The 20,155-nt window shown below is 29.4% G+C and carries 15 protein-coding genes and 2 pseudogenes; 9 read left to right on the plus strand and 8 right to left on the minus strand.

From position 1 onward, the window contains the following. Positions 1-126 precede the first annotated feature (126 nt). The gene (locus ACREVX_RS06105; RefSeq protein ID WP_431543278.1) at positions 127-777 is read left to right on the plus strand and encodes a Type 1 glutamine amidotransferase-like domain-containing protein; all 651 of its coding nucleotides are present in this window, start codon (positions 127-129) and stop codon (positions 775-777) included. A gap of 121 nt (positions 778-898) precedes the next feature. On the opposite strand, the gene ACREVX_RS06110 is transcribed toward ACREVX_RS06105, so the two are convergent. Together ACREVX_RS06110 and ACREVX_RS06115 are read right to left on the minus strand one after the other, a co-directional pair. After that, on the minus strand, positions 899-2,317 hold the full coding sequence (locus tag ACREVX_RS06110; RefSeq protein ID WP_431543279.1) for an MATE family efflux transporter: 1,419 nt from the start codon (positions 2,315-2,317) through the stop codon (positions 899-901). 146 nt (positions 2,318-2,463) lie between these two features. After that, a complete protein-coding gene (locus ACREVX_RS06115; RefSeq protein ID WP_431543280.1) occupies positions 2,464-4,551 on the minus strand; it encodes an AraC family transcriptional regulator in 2,088 nt (695 codons plus the stop codon). Between the two features lie 297 nt (positions 4,552-4,848). On the opposite strand from ACREVX_RS06115, the gene ACREVX_RS06120 reads away from it, so the two are divergent. The 3 genes from ACREVX_RS06120 to ACREVX_RS06130 all read left to right on the plus strand — a co-directional run bounded on the left by ACREVX_RS06120 (position 4,849) and on the right by ACREVX_RS06130 (position 7,205). Then, on the plus strand, positions 4,849-5,526 hold the full coding sequence (locus ACREVX_RS06120; protein ID WP_431543281.1) for a hypothetical protein: 678 nt from the start codon (positions 4,849-4,851) through the stop codon (positions 5,524-5,526). Between the two features lie 23 nt (positions 5,527-5,549). After that, on the plus strand, positions 5,550-6,485 hold the full coding sequence (locus ACREVX_RS06125) for a GNAT family N-acetyltransferase (RefSeq protein ID WP_431543282.1): 936 nt from the start codon (positions 5,550-5,552) through the stop codon (positions 6,483-6,485). Between the two features lie 141 nt (positions 6,486-6,626). After that, positions 6,627-7,205, plus strand: a complete 579-nt coding sequence (locus tag ACREVX_RS06130) for a 5' nucleotidase, NT5C type (RefSeq protein ID WP_431543283.1) — start codon at positions 6,627-6,629, stop codon at positions 7,203-7,205. Between the two features lie 12 nt (positions 7,206-7,217). Here the strand turns inward: ACREVX_RS06130 and ACREVX_RS06135 are convergent. The 3 genes and pseudogenes from ACREVX_RS06135 to ACREVX_RS06145 all read right to left on the minus strand — a co-directional run. Continuing rightward, positions 7,218-7,445 (minus strand): annotated as a pseudogene (locus tag ACREVX_RS06135) (7-cyano-7-deazaguanine synthase); the annotation flags it as partial. 33 nt (positions 7,446-7,478) lie between these two features. Beyond that, entirely contained in the window at positions 7,479-8,069 is a 591-nt protein-coding gene (gene folE / locus ACREVX_RS06140; RefSeq protein ID WP_431543284.1) for a GTP cyclohydrolase I, read from the minus strand. A gap of 4 nt (positions 8,070-8,073) precedes the next feature. Beyond that, positions 8,074-8,154 (minus strand): annotated as a pseudogene (locus tag ACREVX_RS06145) (putative 7-carboxy-7-deazaguanine synthase QueE); the annotation flags it as partial. 323 nt (positions 8,155-8,477) lie between these two features. On the opposite strand from ACREVX_RS06145, the gene ACREVX_RS06150 reads away from it, so the two are divergent. Beyond that, positions 8,478-9,986, plus strand: a complete 1,509-nt coding sequence (locus tag ACREVX_RS06150) for a DUF1846 domain-containing protein (RefSeq protein WP_431543285.1) — start codon at positions 8,478-8,480, stop codon at positions 9,984-9,986. Between the two features lie 146 nt (positions 9,987-10,132). Here the strand turns inward: ACREVX_RS06150 and ACREVX_RS06155 are convergent, their stop codons facing one another. Then, a complete protein-coding gene (locus ACREVX_RS06155) occupies positions 10,133-11,164 on the minus strand; it encodes a resuscitation-promoting factor (RefSeq protein ID WP_431543286.1) in 1,032 nt (343 codons plus the stop codon). 363 nt (positions 11,165-11,527) lie between these two features. Here ACREVX_RS06155 and ACREVX_RS06160 point away from each other — a divergent pair, with 363 nt between their 5' ends. Further along, complete coding sequence (locus ACREVX_RS06160) at positions 11,528-14,485, plus strand: DEAD/DEAH box helicase (RefSeq protein WP_431543287.1); 2,958 nt, start codon at positions 11,528-11,530, stop codon at positions 14,483-14,485. A 68-nt stretch (positions 14,486-14,553) separates the two neighbouring features. Here ACREVX_RS06160 and ACREVX_RS06165 read toward each other — a convergent pair whose 3' ends face one another. Both ACREVX_RS06165 and argC read right to left on the minus strand, forming a co-directional pair. Beyond that, complete coding sequence (locus ACREVX_RS06165; protein ID WP_431543288.1) at positions 14,554-15,087, minus strand: GNAT family N-acetyltransferase; 534 nt, start codon at positions 15,085-15,087, stop codon at positions 14,554-14,556. An 87-nt stretch (positions 15,088-15,174) separates the two neighbouring features. Then, positions 15,175-16,212 carry an N-acetyl-gamma-glutamyl-phosphate reductase gene (gene argC, locus ACREVX_RS06170; RefSeq protein WP_431543289.1) on the minus strand — a complete coding sequence of 346 codons (1,038 nt, stop codon included), beginning with the start codon at positions 16,210-16,212 and terminating at the stop codon, positions 15,175-15,177. Between the two features lie 184 nt (positions 16,213-16,396). Between argC and argB the strand changes: the two genes are divergently transcribed. The 3 genes from argB to ACREVX_RS06185 all read left to right on the plus strand — a co-directional run bounded on the left by argB (position 16,397) and on the right by ACREVX_RS06185 (position 19,703). After that, complete coding sequence (argB, locus tag ACREVX_RS06175) at positions 16,397-17,266, plus strand: acetylglutamate kinase (protein ID WP_431543296.1); 870 nt, start codon at positions 16,397-16,399, stop codon at positions 17,264-17,266. Next, a complete protein-coding gene (locus ACREVX_RS06180) occupies positions 17,266-18,438 on the plus strand; it encodes an aspartate aminotransferase family protein (protein WP_431543290.1) in 1,173 nt (390 codons plus the stop codon). The genes argB and ACREVX_RS06180 overlap by 1 nt, the downstream gene beginning before the upstream one ends. A 575-nt stretch (positions 18,439-19,013) precedes the next feature. After that, complete coding sequence (locus ACREVX_RS06185; protein WP_431543297.1) at positions 19,014-19,703, plus strand: FadR/GntR family transcriptional regulator; 690 nt, start codon at positions 19,014-19,016, stop codon at positions 19,701-19,703. Positions 19,704-20,155 lie beyond the last annotated feature (452 nt).

The raw sequence follows: 20,155 nt of genomic DNA on the forward strand, positions 1-20,155 counted from the left end.
AATTGTGGGGGAAATAAAGATTTATATGATTATCAAATGTTAACATTAAAATAATAAACATATAAATATGTATAGGTTTACAATATTGTGATATAATATATAAAATAGAAGTGAGGAGAGAGTTATATGGGAGCGTTAGTTTTGCTCAGTGGGTTTACACAAAAAAACAATATAAATTTAAAAATGAAGATGAAAGAAATATTCTTTGGCAAAGAATATACTTTAAGTTATATACCATCAATGACAGATAAAAAATTAAAACACTTTGAATTAGCAAAAACGGAGTTAAATGAATACGGAGATTTTAAGTATAATTATTTTGATATAGATGATTTTTGTGATTTAAATAAAATAGAAAAAATATTTAAATCAGATGTAATATATTTATCCGGTGGGAACACATATTATTTTTTAAACAACCTAAAGAAAAGATATTTAATAACTAGGATTAGAAGGTATATTAAAAATGGTGGTTGCGTAATAGGATTATGCGCAGGGGCGATAATGATGTCGAAAGATATATCGGCTGCAAAATTTGGGTGTGAGGATATAATTGGATTATCAAATTTATCATCTTTAGATTTAGTTGATTTTGATTTTATGCCGCATTGGAATAAGCACAGTCATTATCTAAATGATTTAAAGGAATACTCAAGTAGTACAGGTAACACAATTTATACATGTAACGATGGAGATGGAATTATTGTTATGGATGATAAGTTACACTTTTATGGAGATATAAATATGATAAAAGAAGGGGAGATAAAGCAGGCATAGGTAACTTTTCTAAGTTCGGGTATGCTTATGATAGCTATTTTAAATTCCTCAAAAAGGTCGATGTTATTTAAACATCGACCTTTTTGAGGGAGAATTTAAATTTGATTTAAATAGCTATATCTTATATGGCTACATTTGCAAGTTTTAGTTTAGCTTTGTTTTTCTTAAAGGTTTGATGCCTCTCTAGTATTTCTAAAGAAATATAGGTATATTTAATGAATACAGCGGCAGTGATGAAGGATATCATGTCTGATACGGGGTAAGCAATCCATGCCCCAAGCACACCCATGTCTAAACCAATTACGAATGAATATACTAGTGGAATAAATATTATTATTTGCCTAAATATAGACAATTTGAAAGAAGTTTTAACTCTATTTATAGCCTGGCAATAGGAAATTGCTAAATAATATACTCCAATGCAAGGGAATACAGATATAACCATTCTAAAAGCGCTTGTGGTTTCATCTATAATAGCACTATCATTTATAAACAAACCAATAAGTTGTTTTGAAAAAATCATAAACAATAACCATAATAAAGTTGAACTTGCAGACACCGCGATAATAGATTTTTTAACAACTTCCTTTAGCCTTGTGTAATTACCAGCAGCATAATTATAGGCGGCTATAGGTTGCATAGCTGAGCTTATACCCATGATTGTCATAAACAAAAACATAGAAACTCTTGTAGTTAAACCTATTGTTACAATGGCCGCATCTCCGCCATAGGAGAATAGTAGATTGTTTAATATAGCAGCTACAACTGCATCTGATATCTCTATTATAAAAGTTGAAAATCCAACATATATTATTCCTATTGATACTGCTTTATTAAGATTTAATTTAAATGAAAACTTTAAGTCGTTTTTTAATTTTATAAATACAAAGAAAACATATATAAAAGCTATTATTTGAGATGAAACGGTAGCTATAGCGGCCCCTTTTACTCCATATGATAATACATTTATTAGAACATAATCTATAATTACATTACAGATTGCCCCAATAGAAGTGCTTAATAGAACTATTTTGGTATTTCCAAAAGAAGTGATGATATAAGAGGATATTATAGTAAAGGATTGGAACAAAACACCTATTAATATTATATTTACATATTCTTTTGCTAGAGGGAATGTATTTTTTGATGCACCTAAACTTATTAAAATTTTATTTTGAAAAATATAAATACCAAAACCCATTATAGATACTATTATAAACATTAAAGCTATAGCATTTGGTATAATAATTTTTAAATTGTCATAATCTTTATCGCCACAACTTCTTGAAACAGAAGTACATGCTCCTATAGCAATAAGCATACTTATTGCAAAAAAAAGTCTCTGAATTGGAAATGCTATTGTTAAAGCACCGATGGCATTAGCTCCTATGGTTTGGCCTAAAAACATAGAATCTACCATGTTATACATTTCAGCTACCATTAAAGAAATTATTGCAGGTACTGAAAATTTTAATAGTAGTTTCCCAATCTTCTCTTCACCAAAGATTTTATTACTTTCTGCCACGCTAGTCATTGTCATGAAATCCACTTCTCCTTAAAAATATTGTTTCTACTATATTAGTTTACGCTATTATGGGTAGATTAACATTCCCACAATTGCTATATAAAAGGTACAAAGTTGCTAATGCATGAGTTTGATTTATCTTTAAATAACACAAAAGCACCCTAAAACAGGTGCTTTTGTACTTCTTGAAGAACTATTAGTGTTGAGCCATAGCCTTCTATTTTTATTATGTTATTATAAACAGCAGTTTTTTTTGCATAAGATAAAGAGACGTTAGGAGCAGAAATCTTAGTTAGGATTTTCCACTCGTCATAACCAAGTCGTTTTGGTTTGCCCATTCTTAACCATATATCGTAGGCTGAGCCAATTTTCTCACCAATTTCATATTTAATAACCTTATAGTCATGAAATAAATTTTTGATAGATAAAGATATTTTTCTTTCAGTAATATTTTTGCTACCTTTACCTTTATACAAATCTTCAAGCTTTATTAGTGAATTAAGTTCATCACTATAACTGTAAAGTAAGACCTGAATATCTTTATCTTGCCTTGTGATAATATATCCATCTCCCTGGTCTATAACCTCATTTCCTAGTTTTGATAATAAATAATAAGCATAGTAGGAAGCTTTTTTTATTCCATCTAAAGTAAGAAGACCAGGTGATCCAAAAAATAATTCGTTATTTAAAATTGAGGTTTCCTCTACGGTGTCAAAAGCTTTTAGAGCATGCAAACCACTAGAATTATTAATAAAATTATGGATAATATAGGGTAGCATATAGGAAGAATCGTAAATAGTGTTTATTGCAGGTGAAACATTAAAAGGGGTCTTGATTAAATTTTGTAATTTATATTTTTGAAAAATTTCAAGGCAAATATTTATATATTCAATAGATAAATCACTTGAAGCCTGAAATTTCCAGAGTCTAATTACTTCAAATCCATATATGTCTGCAAAATACAGTATAAAACTTTCTAAAAGTTTTATAAAAGAATTTTTGTCTTCAAAAATTTGGTTTAATATTATTAATGGAACAAGGGATATATCCATTAAAAATTCTAAAAGTTTTTCAACTTCATTCCAATTTAGAAACATTACATTTTCATTGAAATATATTTTCATTTCTTTCCCAAATAAATTTTGGACTATACCATTTTCAAATCCTATATTATTTTGAAGTGTCCTCAGATATCCCTGTTCACGTGCTTTAATAAGTTCCTTTGCTTGACCTAAATTTATGTTTTCTTTCCATTTATGTTTTAATTCTGAACTGGTAAGTGAGAAATCTGTTTGAAGTTTTATAATCTTGTTTGTATAGTTGAATCTATCATAGTCTTCTAAATAAGAAGATAAATACTGGAGTGTTTGAGATAAATCATAAGACTCCTTTTTTTTAGAGCTTTCATATATATCATCAACTATAGAATATTTTTTTCGAAATTGTAGTGGAGTTATGTTATTATAATCTTTAAAGCTTTTATTATAATATCTAGTATGAGAAAAACCAACATCTAAAGAAATTTCTAATATAGTTTTATCAGTATCAAGTAGTAATTTGATAGATTTATCAACGCGCACATTGTTTACAAGCTCCTTGAAACTTGTTCCAGCCATATCCTTTATTTGATGAGACAAATAATAAGAACTTAAATATTCCTGGTTTGCTATATCTTGTAAACTAATTTTATTCATATAGTTGTTATATATATATGTTATAATCCTATGGTATCTTTGAAATTGAATTTGGTTTTCCTGTGGTTTCTTATCATCATAATTAAGATAGTGAAAGTTGTTTATTAAATGAAATAATAGCTTCACCAAAATTGAATCTATTTGGTCATCAAAATTTTCATTTTTCTGTATTACTTCACAGGCTAAAATAGATAAGTATCTTCGTAAAATATCATACTTTTCTTCTCGCTGTGCACCTTCTTCACTGGAATTTGTATAAAAATAAATATTTTTCATGTCATCATAATATTTTTCGAAAAAAGCAGGGTCTAAATGAAAAATTAGAACTTTATTGTTTTCTTTAGAATGAATTCTGTGCGCTTCATCACAATTTATAATTTCAATTTCTCGCTCGTACACTTCATAATTCCCCGATTCTATAAGTACATTGATAGTGCCTTCAAGAACAAAAATTATTTCTATAGAATTATGCCAATGTATTGGGTAGTCCAATATATTTTCAAGCGAAATGTTTATAGGTAAATCGTTCATATAACTTATATATTCTTTTCTCATTGTAGTAACCTCTTTTTTTATAGTTTTGTATATTTATATTATACATCATAAAACATATTATATTATTAATTGATTTTAAGGATTAAAATATGTATAAATTACATAAAAATTGAAGTATAAGGAAATAATATTATTAGAATACCCTAAAAGATAGATATATAAATATTTTAGTAAAATAATTTATGGTAATAATCAAGTAAGGTTTACAATAGGATTACTTTTAGGTTATTCTATAGACTAAGATACGTAAATATTTATTTATTAATTGATTATTTTTAGGTGGTGAGGAGTAATAAAATGGAAAACTATATATATGTTGTTATTTCAAGAACACCAACTTCTACAGGGAAAATAATTAGAAGATTTTTAAAAGAAGAATATAACCATGCATCAATTAGTTTAGACAAAAATTTAAGTCAAATGTATTCATTTTGTAGATTCTCTGTTAGTAATCCTTTTGTGGGAGGAATTGTACATGAAAGTGCGTTTACTCTTAACATAGGGTCTCGGGATGATGTTCCAATTAATGTATACCGGATACCTATAACCGTTAGAAAATTTGAATTGATTAGGAACTTTATATATGATATATATAATGATGATGAGATATATTATTACAATTTTCTTGGGGCAATTGGAGTTCTTTTTAATAAAAGACATGCAATTTATAAGACATACATATGTACGGAATTTGTGATGGAAGCGTTAAAGCAAGGAGGAAGTGGAATTACTCCAATCGAATCATATAATATAACACCTACAGATATTTGTGAAGTTATGAGGCAATTTCTCTTTTATAGAGGGAATCTTAACGACTATCCATTTAAGCAAACTGTTAAAACAAAAGATGATGAACTTTTCTTTTGTAAAACAGGATTTATTTATGAAGCTTTACATACTCTTAGACATTTCTCCACAGTTATTTCGAGAGATAGAAATAGTAAAGGAAACAAGAGGAGAAGTCGCAGAATATAAGATGAGCAAAATTAGGGGGAATTATGGAACACAATAATCATAGTATTATAATTAAGATGAAATTAAATGAAGAAGATTACAAAGCAATTAAAAATCTAGAAACCATTTGTTATGGAGAGAAAAAAACTGATTTAAAATTAGAACTTGATTTTAAAAAACATCAGACAAAGGTAATAACAATAGATTGTGTTAAAGATAAAAGGATGACAGAGTTTTTGTATTATGAAAATGAAATCTTAACGGGTTATTTAGGATTGTCTAATTTTGGAGGATACACAGTTGAAATCACTGGTATGGTACATCCTAAATTCAGAAGAAAACGAATCTTTCAAAAGTTATATTTGATTGCAAAAGAGGAGTGGGAAAAGGAATTTCCACAAGAGGTGTTAGGCTTATGTGATCACACATCTATTTCTGGATTAGCTTTTATAAATTCTAATGCATTAGAATATGTTTCATCTGAGTATAAAATGTGCTTAAATAAAAAGATATTAAATGCTAAATATAAATATGTAATTAGCCTTAGACTCGCAACTAGTGAAGATGCAAGTGAAATTGATAGGCAGACTTCCGTTTATTTTGGACAGCCGCAAAAGGAGGATAAGGATAAAGGAGATGCAGAGAGAATAGAAACTAATGACCAAATAGAAAAACCAGTTATTCAAGATGATGATAATTTTATTAGTTATATGGCGGAGATTGATGGTAAAATTATAGGCAAAATACATATATCAATAGTGGGTAATGAAGGTTTTATTTATGGGTTTGGTGTACTGCCAAAGTATAGAGAGAATGGATATGGACGAGAAATTTTAAAATCAACATTAGACAACTTAAAGAAAAGAGATGTAGAAAATATCTTTCTTGATGTTGCTACTGAAAATAAGAGTGCGCTTGCACTTTATGAATCTTGTGGATTTGAAGAAATTTCGGTAATGGATTATTATATAATATCTTAGCACAGTATAGACTACCTTAGCTATATTCACATTTTAAGTAATAACACAAAATCAGTAATAGTTAAACAAATCATAATATGTACTTAACCCATTCTTAATCTTCATAGCATATAATGAAGTTATAAGAGAGGGGACGTGAAGATGAAAGATTTAAATATATGTATAGATATTGATGGAACTATAACTGATGCTTATTTCTGGCTTAATATTACTAATAAGTATTTCAATAAAAATATAACAGAGCAAGAGATAACACAGTATTATATCCATGAGGTAATGGGAATAAAGCAAGAAGAATATGATAAGTTTTATGAAGAAAATAAAATTGAAATTCACACGCACCAGAAAATTAGAGAAGATGCACAAAGTGTCATAAAAAGACTAAGTTCGCTTCATAGCATTTATTTTGTTACAGCAAGAGATAAATCGCTTACTATGTTAACCTATTCATATTTAAAGAATAATCAAATTCCGTATGATGATTTATTTGTTTTAGGTAGCCATCATAAGGTTAATAAAGCAAAAGAATTAAATTGTAATGTGTTTGTTGAAGATAATTATGATAATGCAGTTGAGTTATCAAATGCAGGATTTATGGTTCTTTTAATAGATACAGGTTATAATAAAAAGCCATTAAATGATAATATAGTTAGGGTTTATAATTGGGAAGAAATATATTCTATAATAAATAAACTGTTATTACAAAGCAAAGCAATGTAATAACAGTTTATTTTATTTATTAGAGGTTATATATTTTTCTTTAAATTGTAAATACCTTTTTTTTCTAAGTTTGCATGATGGGCAATCGCCACAACCGTTAGCTTTTATTCCATTATAACAAGTTAAAGTTTCCTCTTTAACTATATCAAGTACACCTAAATCATAAGCCATTTTCCAAGTCTCGGCTTTATCAATCCACATTAAAGGCGTTTCAATTACAAAATCATAACCCATGGCTAATTTGTTCGCCTCCATTTATTAAGTAAAAGTACCCTATTTATTGTAAATCATCATTAGTTTGTTATTTAAAATTACGTCAGTATTAAATCTTCCTCTAAAAGTAGTAGACATTGTTTTAGTACCTGGCTTTTTTATTCCACGGGTTGTCATGCAGGCATGTTCACCTTCGATGATAACTGCAATGTCGCTAGAGGATGTTACTATTTGCATAATCTCTGCTATATCGGTTCCTATTCTTTCTTGAAGTTGAAGCCTACGTCCTACCATATCAGCTATTCTTGCGATTTTACTTAAACCAATTATTTTTTTATTAGGAACGTATGCAATGGAAACTTTCATATCGTACATCAATGCTAAATGATGTTCACAATGACTAAATATTTGAATATCTTTCATTATAACTATATCAAGGTTATCACCTTCAACTACTAAATCATCAACAAATGTTGTGTTAAACATTTGTGCAATTTCACAGTTGCTATATAGCATTCCGGCAAATACTTCTTCATACATTTTAGCTACGCGCTTTGGAGTATCAATAAGTCCTTCTCTTGATGGATCATCACCTAGTGCAATTAAAATGCCTTTTATATGTTCTTCAATCGATTTAGTATCAATTGACATAATTCTACACACCTCCCTTATTTGGATCCCAAATGATTTTATGAAGTTGCATTTGGAGATTAACACCATTCATTTTATTTTCCTTATACTGATTCATTGATTACACTATATTAATGTTATTATATTATAATTTTTTATATAAAAAACGTGTAATTCACGCTCAATAAAAAAAGCTACCTAAAATGGTAGTTAGGTCCTAGTTTTGTTTATAGACAGGATGGTTTAGAACTGTCTTATTATGTTTTATAATTAATAATTTTACTATAAGTTGTGAAGGATGTCAAATGGACAGGTATAGTTTACTTTAAAGTGGAATTGTGCAATAATATAAAGTTGTAAAAGCATATTTATTCATGGAAATATTATTATAAAATATATACAAAATAATGTTATTAGTGAGGAGTAAAAATGAAAATAGGATTTGATCAAAAGAAATACTTAGAAGAGCAATCAAAATTTATACTAGAAAGAGTTAATAATTATGATAAGTTATATTTAGAATTTGGTGGTAAGCTTTTTAATGACCTGCATGCTAAAAGAGTTTTACCAGGATTTGATGAAAATGCAAAGATTAAGTTATTACATAAATTAAAGGAAAAAGTTGAGGTTGTTATCTGTGTATATGCAGGAGATATTGAAAGAAACAAAATAAGAGGAGATTTTGGCATCACGTATGATGTGGATGTTTTAAGATTAATTGATGATTTACGTGAATATGAGCTTGATGTAAATAGCGTTGTAATTACAAGATATGATGGTCAACCAGCAACCACAATTTTTATAAACAAACTTGAACGTAGGGGCATAAAAGTATATAAACATAGGGCAACGAAAGGATATCCAACGGATGTGGACGCAATTGTAAGTGATGAGGGGTATGGCAAAAATCCATATATCGAAACAACAAAATCTATTGTAGTTGTAACAGCACCAGGACCTGGAAGTGGAAAACTTGCAACTTGTCTAAGTCAGCTTTACCATGAACATAAACAAGGTAGAGCAGCGGGTTATTCGAAATTTGAAACATTCCCAGTATGGAATATTCCTTTAAAGCATCCTCTAAACATAGCATATGAGGCTGCTACAGCAGATCTTAATGACGTCAATATGCTGGATTCATTCCATTTCGATGCCTATAATAAGATATCTGTGAATTATAATCGTGATATTGAAACATTCCCTGTACTTAGGCGGATAATAGAAAGGATAACTGGGGAAGAGGCGGTTTATAAATCTCCAACAGACATGGGGGTTAATAGAGTAGGTTTTGGTATAATTGATGATGATGTTATTAAAGAAGCATCTAGGCAAGAGATAATAAGAAGGTATTTCAAAACAGGGTGTGAATATAGAAAAGGATACATAAATAAGGAAACTTTTGATAGGGTAAAACTTCTTATGGAAGAACTTAACTTAAAGCAAGAAGATAGGAAAGTTGTTATGCCTGCGAGAGAACGCTCAGCTACATTAAAGCAATGCTTACGCACAAATGAGAATTGCCCAGCAATTGCAGTTCAGCTCCATGATGGTACAATATTAACAAGTAAAAGTTCCGATATAATGGACGCAACTGCTGCTATAATCATAAATGCTGTTAAATACTTTGCAAATATAGATGATGAAATGCATCTTATATCACCAGTTATACTTGAGCCAATAATAAAACTAAAATCACTAACATTAGGGAGCAAGAAACCGGCGTTAGATTGTGAAAATGTACTAATCGCACTTAGCATATGCGCTGCTACTAATCCAACAGCAAAGGTTGCTATGGATAAATTAATAATGCTAAAAGGATGTAAGGCTCATTCAACTACAATTATAACTAATAGTGATGAACAAACTTTTAGAAAACTTGGAATAGATATAACTTGTGATGCGGAGTATGCAACTGAAAGTCTTTATTATAACAATTAATATTTCAGCTCCGCAGGAGATGATTTAATGTAAAATATATAACAAAATAAAAGCTCACTCTATCTTAAGGTAGAGCGAGCTTTTTTAACTTGAAATATCAGTGACACTTCTCATTTTTTTATATATTTTAATTGGTTAATGATTAATTAATCTAGAATTTGTACCTTTAGACGTTTAACACCAAATCCAATAGCTTCCTGTTTTGTATTAAAGAAAACATCGATATAATTACCTTTGACGCTAGAACCTTTATCAGCTGCGATAGCATTTCCGTAGCCTTCAATATAAAGTTTTGTTCCAAGGGGTATGACACTAGGGTCTACAGCTATAGTGCTATAACCATTTGGATTACGAACAGCTTTTGTTCCTGAAGCTGTATAAGTATTTGGCCCATTAAATGCCCAATAAGCAGTAGCTTTTACATAAAGAGTTTTTCCAGAAGCTTTCGATGATGGGATAGAACTTGTGCCGCTTGCTGATGGAAGGTTTCCTCTTGAATAAGTTACAGCAGGTTTTGTGCCTTGAACTATAATTTTATTTTTAGGTTTTTTAACTATTGTTTCTTTAACTTTTCTAGTTACTTCCTTTCCATCTTCATAAGTAATATCTGTTGTAATAGCTTTTTCACCATTTACTCCCTTTTGTGAAATATTATTTTTAGAGACTAATAGAGAAGTATCTTTCTTAATAACTGTTTTAAAATCAATAGACTTTTTCTGATTAATTGTCTCTGTTTTAACTCTAGTTATTGTAATAGACATATCACTAGATAATTTGCTTTTTACTGTAGGTGATATCTTATCAGTAGGACCTAATGTTATCTTTTGCGATGCAAGCATTGATGAGATATCGTTTTCAGACGATTTTAGGTTAATCTCTTTATTATCTACAAATACCTTAAGATTTACAGCACGATTTATAGTTATAACGTCATTGTTAGTTACATTTGCATTTAAAGATTTATTTACTTTATCATTTATGCCTATTGTTATATTGGATTTTTTTAAGGCGCTACCAAAAGTTTTCTGATAAGTTACTAGTTTATTTGGGTTGCCGTCTACAACTACTGTAATATCTTTCTTTAAGGAATACGTAAACCCAGTTAAAGTTGTAAGTACGCTTACTATCATAAATCCAGTAATAATTTTTTTTCGGTTGTTCTTTAGAAATTTAACCATATTTAATCATCTCCTATTATAGATTTCAGTACAAAGAAGCTTTAAAAGTAGATATTTAGTATGATAGTCTATTTTAAAAGCTACCTAATTACTTATGTCGGATGCCCAAAGCACAGTATTCTTAGTTATATGATATTTAAGAATACTCTCAAAAAATGCATGAGAGGTAGGGGATAAATGTATATCAATACCAATTTATGGATTGGCATTTTAGCATAAGTACACTATAGCATGGTTTAATGTAAGATGCAATTTTTTTGCCTTATTTTAATTTTGCATGCATGTTATAATTGTTATAGGGAACACATTGTAAAATATTTAATTATTTTTGAAATTTAGTAACAATAATTTGGAGGTGAGTTTTTGAATTTAAAAGAGCTAGAGAATATAGTGTTTAAATCATCTTCGAATATTATGAGAAGTGAGGGTCAAAAATCATTTAATAGTGGATTAGTATTGAAAATTAAAGGTAAAAAAATAAACCGGATATATCATATTTATGCAAATGTAAGAAATAATACTAAATCAAATGAATTTAGCACCCATATAAAAATAGATTTGTTAAACAAAAAATTGGATGGATTAGACTGCACTTGTGATGAGTTTAGAAATGCATCGAGAGCCGGCTATTTATTTATGTGTAGCCATTTAACAGCAACAGCATACAGATTTTTTGAAAGAGCTACAAAAAATAATGACCACGTAAATGTAAAACCAGCAGAAAATAGAAAAACACTTAAAGATAATGATCTAAATAAGCAAGGATCTCGGGAAATTATAAGACTAGTCCGCAAGGCAACAAAAGATCCAACTTATTATGAAGCACAAAATGTGGTGGGGGCAGATAAAACAAAAATCGATCCAAAGGATTTAAGAACTATTTTGGCTCAGATTACTCATGGAAAAATCAAGTTCAGCTATGATAGTTTTGAGTTTGATGCACCAATTATTATAAAAGATTTACCACTTAACTTTACGTTGAAAATTAGAAATGAATATTTTGTTTTAACAACCCATAAGCGGTTTCCAATCCCTTTAAACGATAAAAATGATGTATATCTGTTTAATTGGAAGATTTATCTACCACCTGAAAATCAAGTTCGAAAATATGCTTTTTTATATCAAAAATTAAAAAATAATGGTGAAATTTTATACAAAAATACCATAGAAAACTATAATAAACTTATACCTTTCTTAAGTAGTATTTCAAAAGAAATTAATATTAGTGAGGATATAAAAGTATTTGCATCAAATTATATAAAACCAGAATTTCTTATATATGAGACTGATAATGTTGTCTATTGTGATATAAAAGTATGCTATGGTAATCAAAAAATTAACATATTAAAGGAAGATAAAAATGCATGCTCCGTCATGCGTGACTATAAAAAGGAAGATAAAATCCTTATGGAGCTTGAGAAATACAGATTTATAAAAAGAGATAAGAGATTATTGTTTATAGGTGGAGATGATGAGCTGTTTTCGATATTAAGTAAGAAGGCAGATAGTATACATTCACTTGGGAATATTTGTTTTGGAACAGGATTTAAAGATAGAAAGATATTTGATTATACATCAATAAAAGCAGAAATTGTAGAAAATGATGGCTATTATGATTTTTCTTACAGTATAAGTGATATTGAAAATAGGGAACTAGATAGTGTGATTACAAGTTTTAAACAAAATAATAGATTTTATAAAACTAAGAATAATAATTTTTTAGATTTTAGTGATAAGGATGTTAGAAGCTTTTTTAATTTACTAGAAACATTAAATATTAATGATAACAAAGATACTGGTTTGATTCGTTTGGAAAAAAATAAAGCATTATACTTAAACGAAAAAATTAAAAGTATGGGCCTAGAATTTATTAAAGGTTCTAAGCTTTTAAGTGATATAGAAAATACTTTAATTAATATAAAAAATTCGTATATAAAAGTTCCAGTTAAACTTAAGGCTACACTTAGGGGATATCAAATTGATGGGTTTAAGTGGCTTAAAACTCTAAGTCAAATTGGTTTTGGAGGAATACTAGCCGATGAAATGGGACTTGGTAAAACTATTCAAACAATAGTTTTTATCTTATCTGAAAAGAATAAAAAGTCAATTATAGTTTGTCCAACATCCCTCATTTATAATTGGAAGGCAGAACTAGAAAGATTTGCTCCTAGCCTAAAGGTTGCTATTGTGCATGGGGAAAAGAATGAAAGGGTTAAAGCAGTTCATAATTTTAAAAAATATGATATAATACTAACGACATATGGAACTTTAAGAATGGATATAGAACTATATGAAGATATTATCTTTGATTTTTGTATTATAGATGAAGCGCAAAACATAAAAAATTACTTAGCGCAAAACGCATTGGTTATTAAAAAAATTAAAGCCAAAGCAAGATTTGCGTTAACCGGTACTCCTATTGAAAATAGTCTAACTGAGCTTTGGTCAATCTTTGATTTTATAATGCCTGGTTATCTGTATACAAAAGAGGATTTTGAATCGAAATTTATTATTAAAACAGAAAATAATTTGGGGGAACTTAAGTTATTAATAAAACCTTTTCTATTACGAAGAACTAAAAAAGAAGTGCTAAAAGAATTGCCAGATAAGATAGAAAAGAAGTTCTTAGTTGAGATGACAATGGCTCAAAAGGGTGTATATAAAGCTTATATTAATATCGTCCGTGATAAGATGATAAATAAAAGTGAGGGAAAAATAGAGATTTTTTCTTATTTAACAAAGCTTAGGCAAATTTGTTTAGACCCTTCACTTGTAATGGATGGATATCAAGGTGGAAGTGGAAAGCTAAAAATCGCAACAGAAATTATTCAAAAACATATTGTAGAAGATGGAAAAGTGCTATTATTTTCTCAATTTACGTCAGCACTTAGGAATATAGGAGAAAATTTAAAAGCAAAAGGAATATCATATTATTATTTAGATGGAAAAACGAAATCAAAAGACAGAATTAATTTAGTAGATGAATTTAATAGCAACAGTGAGGTAAAAGTATTTTTGATATCATTAAAAGCAGGGGGAACGGGACTGAATTTAACTTCAGCAAATTTAGTTATTCATTTCGATCCTTGGTGGAACCCAGCAGTGGAGAACCAAGCAACAGATAGAGCTCATAGAATTGGTCAAAGAAATGTAGTAGAAGTAATTAAATTAGTCGCTAAAGGAACTATAGAAGAAAAAATTGTATTACTTCAAGAAAATAAAAAACATTTAATTGATAGTGTAATTACAGGGGAATATGCAAGCAGCGATGCTGTAGGTAAACTTACGAAGGAAGAACTTATGGAGATTTTTAAAATTTAGATGCTAACATACCCTAGAGATAAGGTATAAGGCAAAAAAAGGGGTACTATAATTTGTATAGTATCCCTTTAAACTACGAATTGGCCACAACGAATATTATCTTCTGATTTTTGGACAGATTCGGATTCATATTCCTTACACAGGAGTGCTCTAATATATCCACGGTCATTATTGGTTGATTCTATATAAAAACACCTACCATAATAAAACCTTATAAGCGAGAACATTCTGGATGCAGTATGAAGATATAGGTTTGTAACACCTAGTTCCACCATTGATATGTCAACTGCATTCATTAATATTTTGCCAATACCATTATTTTGATGTTCTGATGAAACACCAAATCTAGTTAGATAAGCCGTGTTATCTGGTTTGACTTCGATTCGTACACTACCTATAACTTCTTCGTTAGATAGAGCTACAAAAACGTAAGTAGTTTCTATTGCTTTTAATACATCATTATAGGTTTCATTAAAAGGTGCAACCAACTGTGTAATGCCAGCGTTATCGGCATACATATCAAAGGATTTTTTAGCAAGTAATCTTATCTCTTCAATGTCACTAGTGACAGCTCTTCTAATTTCAAAGAACATTTTGTCCATTTATCTACCTCCAATTTAATATTATTTATGTGAGTTATTATATATATTAGTTATTTAAAAAACAACATGTATTTTGTTAAGAAATTGTTAAGGCGCCATTGCTATTATGTCTAGACTTGTAGTTTCGCAAAAACCAAACATAATATTCATATTTTGAACTGCTTGACCTGCAGAACCTTTAATTAAATTATCTATAGCGGATATTATTATTACTCTATTTGTACGCTCATCTACCTTAATTCCAATATGGCATAAATTAGATCCTTTTACCCATCTGGTTTCAGGAAATCCATCAAGTATTTTTATAAAACAATCATTCTTGTAAAAGTCTCTATATAAAGATAGGAGCTCCTGCGTTGTTACGGATTTTTTTAGAGTTCCATAACATGTTGATAAAATTCCACGATTCATTGGTACTAAATGAGGGGTAAAACATATTTTTACATCATCATTACAAACACTACTAAGTTCTTGCTCTATCTCAGGTGTATGTCTATGGCTAGCAACTGCATAAGGTTTTATTGATTCGTTAACTTCAGCATATAGTGATCCTATATTTGCAGCTCTACCAGCTCCTGATACTCCAGATTTAGCATCAACTATTATAGAATTTGTTTCTATTAAGTTGTTTTTAAGAAGTGGAGTAAGGGCTAAGATAGTGGCTGTTGGATAACAACCTGGGTTAGCTACTAAGTTAGACTTTTTTATAGATTCTCTATTTAATTCACAGAGACCATAAACTGCACTTGATAGAAGGGACGCGCTCTCATGTTCAAGTCCGTACCAGAGTTTGTATTCATCTTTAGATTTAAGTCTAAAGTCTGCACCTAAATCTATTACTTTAACTCCCAACGATAGTGCCTTTTCTGTTATTTTAAATGATTTGCCATGTGGCATTGCAATGAAAAGGACATTTATTTGTGAAAACTTGCTTATAGCCGTTTCCATGTTAACACATTTCTCTTCTATATAACTATAGTAGTTAGTATAAATATCTTTATACGCAATATCTGCATAATTATGTGAAGCGTAAAATTCTACATTAACACTTGGATGATTGTATAAAAACCACGCTAGCTGCTGACCAGCATAGCCAGTAGCACCTATTATACCCGCTTTTATCATATTGTATCACCTTGCCTTTTAAATTTATTAATAAAAAGTATTATACAATAAAATAATAAAAAAATCAATATCATGTTGAATAATTATTCAAATTGATGTATAATTATTCAAATGGTTGTTTTTTCAATCGGTTAGTTGTAAAATTAACGAAAATTAAGTATTAAAGCTGGAGGCTACAATGAAAATAAAAAATGGTAATTCAAACGTAAAAGACTTTTTACAACTTAATAAATATCAGGGTAAAACCTTTGTTATAAAATATGGCGGAAGCATAATGAGCAATAATGTTGCTAAAGCGGCATTTGTGGAAGATATAGCACTTATGATTAAAGCCGGTATTAAAGTGGTTATAGTGCACGGTGGAGGTCCTTTAATTAATAAGTGGATAAACAAAACTGGTGGTGAAAATAAATTTATAAATGGATTAAGAGTTACAAACCAAGATACCATGGAAATTGTAGAGATGGTATTATCGGGTAATGTAAACAAAAAACTTTCTTCGATATTAAGTATGAGAGGGTTAAGTGCCATAGGTATAAGTGGGAGAGACAGCAATTTAATAGAAGCTAAAAAGAAATTTGTTTATGAAGATGGTAAAAAGATTGATATAGGCTTTGTTGGAGAGGTTGTAAATATTGATACACAATTATTAAAAAATATGCTTAATAGTGGCTATATTCCAGTTATTTCTCCTGTAGGAGCTGATAAAGAAGGAAAGAGTTATAATATAAATGCAGATTATGCTGCAGCTGCTATAAGTGGCGTGTTAAAAGCTGAGAAATTATTAATTATGACTGATATAGATGGTGTATATACAGATATTACAGACCCATCAACACTTTTGTCATCAATTACTGTAGAAGAAACTAAAGAATATATAAATAAAGGTATTGTTTATGGTGGCATGATTCCAAAACTCGAATGTTGCGTTGCTGCAATTAATAAAGGAACTAAAAATGTTCATTTAATAGATGGACGAGAAAAACACAGTTTGTTATTAAATATAATTAAAAATTGTGGAACTAGAATTATAACAGCGAGAGGGGTAAATTAATGGTAGAAAATTGTGTAATGAATACTTATGGAAGATATGATGTTTGTTTTGAAAAAGGACTTGGATGTAAAATTTATGATGTCGATGGACAAGAATATATGGACTTTATGTCAGGAGTTGCAGTAAACTGCCTTGGGCATAGTCATCCTGCTATAATTAATGCCATAAATACGCAAAGCAGTAAACTTATTCATATTTCTAATTACTATTGGAATACTACTCACACAGTGCTTGCGCAAAAGTTAATAGATAACTGTGACCATAGTAAGGTATTCTTTTGTAATAGTGGGACTGAATCTGTGGAGGCAGCGCTTAAGATAGCTAGAAAATATGGAACATTAAAAAAAGCGAAAAATAAAAATGTCTTCATATATATGGATAATTCTTTTCATGGTAGATCTATAGGTGCACTTTCAGTTACTGGGCAAGAAAAGTATCAACGAGATTTTCGCCCATTAATGCAAGGCGTACGTAAGGCTAACTTTAATGATGTAGAAGATTTGAAAAAGAATTTTGATGAGAATGTCTGTGGAATAATAATAGAACCAATTCAAGGAGAAGGCGGAATAAATATAGCAAGCTCAGAATTTTTAGAAGAGGCAAGAAATTTATGTGATAAATATGATGCCCTATTAATATTTGATGAAGTGCAATGTGGTATGGGACGCCTTGGAAGTCTATTTGCATATAAGAAATTTATGGTTATTCCTGATGTAATCTGTATTGCTAAGGGTTTAGGTGGTGGATTTCCAATAGGAGCTACTATAACAAACGTTAAAGCTTCAACGGCGTTTGTACCTGGTGACCATGGAAGTACGTTTGGTGGTAATCCACTTGGGTCTGCAGTTGGTGTTGCAGTTTTGACAGAGCTTGTGGATAACGGAGTATTGAACGGGATAGAAGAGAAAAGTTTGTATATAAAAGAACGATTACTTAAAATTAAAGAAAAGTATGGTGTAATAGATGAAATAAAAGGTATGGGACTTTTAATTGGAATAAAATTATTAGCGGATACAAAGAAGTTTTGTAAATTGTGTTTTGACAAGAAATTACTAGTTATTGCAGCTGGAGACAATGTAGTAAGGATACTACCTCCACTAAATGTTTCAAAATATGATATTGACGGGGCTTTAGATATACTTGAACAAGCAATATCTGAAACTAAAGTTTAAAATTATATTTAATTATTTATACAATACTTAAATAACACGGATAGATAAAGGCTCATACTATTAATAGTATGAGCCTTTATCTATTTAAAACGTTTGTTGAATATCTTTTAGCTACAATACCATTTTTATCTATTACGATATTAGCACACAGATATAGCATATTCTTCAATGATAATTTCATAATCTTGTGCTACTTTTGCGTCAGGCAAAAAAAGTAGGAAGGGAGAATTAAATTATCTAGAAGTAGTGCAGCTGACCAAACCTTTTTACATGGAGCTGTTTGCATCTGCGCAGGAGATGATTTAATAGTCTAATAATAGCAAACTGATATAGTTAAAACATTATCAAAACTTTTGTGTTTTTGAACTTTATTATCAAACTTATGTATTTTGAAAGAATATTTAAGATAAGATAAATTAATAATTGTTGTATTTATTTAATTTAATTTAATAAAATATTGTAATTATTATGTTATAGTATATATGAGTATAATTATAAAATTTGTTATTAAAGGGGAGGAACATTTAATGGATAAAATTGACAACTTGAATATAGAGCATCTAGGGGCAAATCAAATGTTTATTCCTATAAAGAACACAAAAGTTTATGAACAAGTAATAGATCAAATTAAGAATATGATTGATAAAGGTACCCTTAAAAAGGGAGATAAACTTCCTTCGGAGAGGAATTTAGTGCAACAATTACAGGTAAGTAGAGCATCAATTCGCGAAGCGCTTAGAGCGTTAGAAGTTATTGGACTTATAGAGTGTAGACAAGGTGAAGGAAGCTACATAAAAGCAAGTTTTGAGGATAATTTATTTGAACCATTATCGATTATGTTTATGTTAGAGGGAAGTAATCAAGAAGAGATATGGGAACTTAGAAAGATTATGGAGGTTGAGGCTGCAGGTCTTGCTTCAAAGAGAATAACAGAAAAACAACTAAAAGAGCTTAAGGAGATCATTCAGGAATTTATAAATTGTGAAGATGAAGATACTAGCGCTGAAATAGATAAAAGATTTCATTATAAGATTGCAGAAAGTTCGGGTAATGTTTTAATATTTGATATTCTTAAAACAGTTTCAACTCTTGTTGATCATTTTATTGTGGATGCAAGAAAATTAATATTAGTGCATAAAGGGAATAAAGAAATACTTTTTTCGCAACATAATGAGGTATATTTATCTTTAGAAAGACATAGTTCCGCAGATTCAAGGCAAGCAATGCGTGTTCATTTAGATTTTGCAAATAAGTATAAAGGTTAACAGAAATTATAAAAAGATATATGCTTTTATAATTAGAGGTGATGGCAATAAATATTGTTCTCACCTATAGTTTTATAAAATAAAAATATAGCATTTGTTAATTAATTAACAAATGTAGAAAAATTTCTAATAGTGTGTTATTATAATTAAAAAGGTGGTCAGACCATATTGGTGATATATAATGATTGTATGTATTCGTTATCAATAATTATATGTTGTTTTCATAGCACTTAACTCTATTGTATCTCTTATGGGTTCATTAATATAGAACAATCATTTAAATAAAATGTTTGTGAATTAAAATTCACTTAACAAATAATTATATGAAAGAAGGCTTATTAAATGAGAAAAACTAAAACTATGGACGGTAATACAGCTGCAGCACACGTTGCTTATGCGTTTACCGATGTTGCAGCAATTTACCCTATAACACCATCATCAACAATGGCTGA

The sequence above is a fragment of the Clostridium sp. genome, from assembly GCF_050717545.1.
Classification (GTDB): Bacteria; Bacillota; Clostridia; order Clostridiales; family Clostridiaceae; genus Clostridium_AD.

What these genes read in the sequence shown, in the direction of transcription:
- ACREVX_RS06105 (WP_431543278.1), top strand. Translation starts at nt 127, where the DNA reads ATGGGAGCGTTAGTTTTGCTCAGTGGGTTTACACAAAAAAACAATATA.
- ACREVX_RS06110 (WP_431543279.1), bottom strand. Translation starts at nt 2,317, where the DNA reads ATGACAATGACTAGCGTGGCAGAAAGTAATAAAATCTTTGGTGAAGAG.
- ACREVX_RS06115 (WP_431543280.1), bottom strand. Translation starts at nt 4,551, where the DNA reads ATGAGAAAAGAATATATAAGTTATATGAACGATTTACCTATAAACATT.
- ACREVX_RS06120 (WP_431543281.1), top strand. Translation starts at nt 4,849, where the DNA reads ATGGAAAACTATATATATGTTGTTATTTCAAGAACACCAACTTCTACA.
- ACREVX_RS06125 (WP_431543282.1), top strand. Translation starts at nt 5,550, where the DNA reads ATGGAACACAATAATCATAGTATTATAATTAAGATGAAATTAAATGAA.
- ACREVX_RS06130 (WP_431543283.1), top strand. Translation starts at nt 6,627, where the DNA reads ATGAAAGATTTAAATATATGTATAGATATTGATGGAACTATAACTGAT.
- folE (WP_431543284.1), bottom strand. Translation starts at nt 8,069, where the DNA reads ATGTCAATTGATACTAAATCGATTGAAGAACATATAAAAGGCATTTTA.
- ACREVX_RS06150 (WP_431543285.1), top strand. Translation starts at nt 8,478, where the DNA reads ATGAAAATAGGATTTGATCAAAAGAAATACTTAGAAGAGCAATCAAAA.
- ACREVX_RS06155 (WP_431543286.1), bottom strand. Translation starts at nt 11,164, where the DNA reads ATGGTTAAATTTCTAAAGAACAACCGAAAAAAAATTATTACTGGATTT.
- ACREVX_RS06165 (WP_431543288.1), bottom strand. Translation starts at nt 15,087, where the DNA reads ATGGACAAAATGTTCTTTGAAATTAGAAGAGCTGTCACTAGTGACATT.
- argC (WP_431543289.1), bottom strand. Translation starts at nt 16,212, where the DNA reads ATGATAAAAGCGGGTATAATAGGTGCTACTGGCTATGCTGGTCAGCAG.
- ACREVX_RS06180 (WP_431543290.1), top strand. Translation starts at nt 17,266, where the DNA reads ATGGTAGAAAATTGTGTAATGAATACTTATGGAAGATATGATGTTTGT.
- ACREVX_RS06185 (WP_431543297.1), top strand. Translation starts at nt 19,014, where the DNA reads ATGTTTATTCCTATAAAGAACACAAAAGTTTATGAACAAGTAATAGAT.